The organism is Intestinibacter sp. (genome assembly GCF_051866655.1).
Lineage (GTDB): Bacteria > Bacillota > Clostridia > Peptostreptococcales > Peptostreptococcaceae > Intestinibacter.
Genome location: NZ_JBJDXL010000330.1, coordinates 1 through 3507 on the forward strand (window position 1 = coordinate 1; position 3507 = coordinate 3507).

Here is a 3507-nt window from a genome sequence, read left to right on the forward strand (position 1 = left end):
CTTGGTGGGTGACCGCCTGGGAGAGTAGGACGTAGCCACGTAATCTTTTTTTATGTTTTGAAAAATATAAGCGCTCAAAATAATTATTTTTATAATAATTTATGAAAAATGGTAAATACTAAAAAATAAAAATATTTAGGAGAGTGTATTTGTATGTTAAAAAAAATAGCATTATTATTAACTATAATTGGAGCCTTGAATTGGGGATGTATAGGTATTTTTGGTTTTGATCTTATAGGATATTTATTTGGAGGGACTTATTCCGTTTTAAGTAGAATTATATATGCAATAGTAGGATTGTCAGGAGTTTATTTAATACCTTCCTTAATGTCAAAAGATAGGGAGGAATAAAATTTATAGGATTATTTGCCACTGTTATATTCATATAACAGTGGCTTTTCAATTTAAAAATATAATTTAAATGTAAGTTATGTTTTTAAATTGAAATATGTTTTTGTATAAAAAAACATTAAATAATTATACAAAATAATATATTATATAGTTTAAAATTTTATAATTTGTTTGTAAAAAAATATCTGAAAATTATAATTATCTTGAAATAATATTTTATATAAATTATACTCTTAACAAGAAAGTAAGCTTTGAGATTTTTAAAGTTCATTTTTTGATATTTCCGGAAACGTTTCCGGAAGAAGATATTTATTTTATTTAAAATCAAAGGTATGATCAAAAACACATAGGTATATGGGATTATATTGCATAAAAGGGGGACGAAATTTATGAACTTATCAAATTTATTAGAATCTAAGTGTAAAAAGAAATTAAATCTCTGCACAAACCAAGAAATATATACATCTTTATTAAATATAGTAAATGAACTTGCTAAACAAAAGGCTAAAAATGAAAGTAAAAAGAAGATTTATTATATATCTGCTGAATTCTTAATTGGAAAATTATTATCTAACAACTTGATAAATTTAGGGATATATGATGAAGTAAAGCAAATATTAGAAGAAAATGGGAAGAATATATCTGAAATTGAAGAGGTAGAATTAGAACCATCTTTAGGCAATGGAGGTCTAGGAAGATTAGCTGCATGCTTCCTTGATTCTATAGCAACATTAGGCTTGGCTGGCGATGGGATTGGTTTAAATTACCATTTTGGTTTATTTAAACAAAAATTTAAGAATAATCTCCAATTTGAAGAAAAAAATGAATGGATTGAAGAAAACAGTTGGTTGAATAAAACAGATGTAACCTATGACATTGATTTTGGCGAATTTACTTTGACTTCAAGATTATATGACATATATGTTACTGGATATAATAATATAACTAATAAGTTGCATTTGTTTGATGTTGAGACTGTAGATGAGAGTATAGTTCCAGATGATAGTATAGATTTCGATAAAGAAAAAATTGCAAAAAATCTAACACTATTTTTATATCCAGATGATAGCGATGAACAAGGTAGGATACTGCGTATATATCAGCAATATTTTATGGTAAGCAATGCTGCTAGATATATAATAGATGAGTGTGTAGCTAAGGGAAGCAATCTTTATGATTTATACGATTATGCAGTAATACAAATTAATGATACACATCCAACTATGGTTATACCAGAGCTTATAAGATTACTACTTGAAAAAGGAATATCTATGGATGATGCAATAGAAATAGTCTCAAAAACTTGTGCATATACAAACCATACAATATTAGCAGAAGCATTAGAAAAATGGCCTATGAGATATTTAGAAAAAGCAGTTCCAAATCTTGTGGAAATAATAAAAGAATTAGACAATAGAATCAGGGAAAAATACGATGATAAATCTTTATACATAATAGATGAAAATCAAAATGTTCATATGGCTCATATAGATATTCACTACAGTTTCAGCACAAATGGGGTTGCATCACTTCATACTGAAATATTAAAAAATAATGAACTGAATAATTTCTATAAGATTTATCCTGAAAAATTCAATAATAAAACAAATGGTATAACTTTTAGAAGATGGCTGATGCATTGTAACTACAGATTGACAGATTTTATAGAGGAGTTAATAGGGAATGGATTTAAGAAGGATGCGACTAAATTAGAAGGTTTATCAAAATTCATAGACGATGATAATGTATTGGAAAAAATATTAGAAATAAAGAAAGAAAACAAAGTTGAATTAAAACAATATCTAAAATGTACTCAAGGAATAGACATAGATGAAAACTCTATTTACGACATCCAAGTAAAAAGATTGCATGAGTACAAAAGACAACAAATGAATGCTTTATATATAATATATAAATATTTACAAATTAAAAAAGGCAATATACCAACAACGCCTATTACAGTAATATTTGGAGCTAAGGCAGCACCAGCATATACTATAGCAAAAGATATAATTCACCTTATACTATGCTTACAACAGCTTATAAACAACGATCCAGAAGTAAATAAATATCTAAAGGTTGTTATGGTAGAAAACTACAACGTTACATTAGCAGAAAAATTAATACCAGCCTGTGATATATCAGAACAAATATCATTAGCATCTAAAGAGGCAAGTGGAACAGGAAATATGAAATTTATGCTAAATGGAGCTGTTACCTTAGGAACAGAAGATGGAGCTAATGTAGAAATTCATCAAGAGGTAGGAGATGACAATATATTTATTTTTGGAGAAAGCAGTGAAAATGTAATTAAGCATTATGAAAATGCTGATTATGAATCTTTAGATATATATGCTAGAAACCACGAAATTAAAGAAGTAGTAGATTTTATAATAGGGGAAGAATTAATGACTATAGGACGTGAAGAAAATCTTATAAGACTTTTTAAGGAAATTGTGAAGAAAGACTGGTTTATGACATTACTAGATTTTAAAGACTATGTAGAGACTAAGGAAAGAGCCTTTAAAGAATACGAAAATAGACATAAATGGTCACAAATGATGTTGGTTAATATAAGTAAAGCTGGATATTTTTCTTCAGATAGAACTATATCAGAATACAATAATGATATCTGGAAGCTTTAATAGAGTATAGATGGATAGATACAGATTAGCAAAGTTTTTGTTTTCTAGTCTGTATTTTTCTTTTTTTGTAAAAAAATTGGAAAATTTTAAAAAAATATATTGTATTTTAATTGAATAGATGTTAATCTTTAATTAAAGAAGAAAAACGTTATCACTTTTTGAAAACGTTATCGGTAACGTTTTCGGGAACGTTACTACTAAATTTTATAAAAAACAAGGGGGAAGTAAAATGAAAGCTAAAAAATTTATCTCAATAGCTTTAGCCACTGTATTAACATTGGGTGTACTTACAGGTTGTAGTTCTTCTAACAAAAGTGAAGGTTCAGCAAGCTCAGCTGGATCAGATGAAAAAGGTTCTGTTTATTATTTAAGTTTTAAACCAGAACAAGAAGAACAATGGAAAGAAATAGCACAAAAATATACTGATGAAACTGGTGTAGAAGTAAAAGTAGTTACTGCTGCAAGTGGTACTTATGAACAAACTTTAAAATCAGAAATAGCTAAGGAAGAT

2 protein-coding genes and 1 pseudogene are annotated in these 3507 nt (G+C 27.4%); all 3 read left to right on the top strand.

Translation table 11 applies throughout. The features are described 5' to 3' along the window. The first annotated feature begins 153 nt into the window (after window positions 1-153). Window positions 154-351, top strand: coding sequence for a DUF378 domain-containing protein (locus ACI3VO_RS09800; protein ID WP_439757745.1), 198 nt, complete (start codon window positions 154-156; stop codon window positions 349-351). A gap of 389 nt (window positions 352-740) precedes the next feature. Continuing rightward, a complete protein-coding gene (locus tag ACI3VO_RS09805) occupies window positions 741-2996 on the top strand; it encodes a glycogen/starch/alpha-glucan phosphorylase (RefSeq protein ID WP_439757746.1) in 2256 nt (751 codons plus the stop codon). Window positions 2997-3225: 229 nt separating this feature from the next. Then, window positions 3226-3507, top strand: a pseudogene (locus ACI3VO_RS09810) (carbohydrate ABC transporter substrate-binding protein); the annotation flags it as partial.

Bases quoted from the DNA above. Each gene is read 5' to 3' on its own strand.
- ACI3VO_RS09800 (WP_439757745.1), top strand. From the start codon at position 154: ATGTTAAAAAAAATAGCATTATTATTAACTATAATTGGAGCCTTGAAT.
- ACI3VO_RS09805 (WP_439757746.1), top strand. From the start codon at position 741: ATGAACTTATCAAATTTATTAGAATCTAAGTGTAAAAAGAAATTAAAT.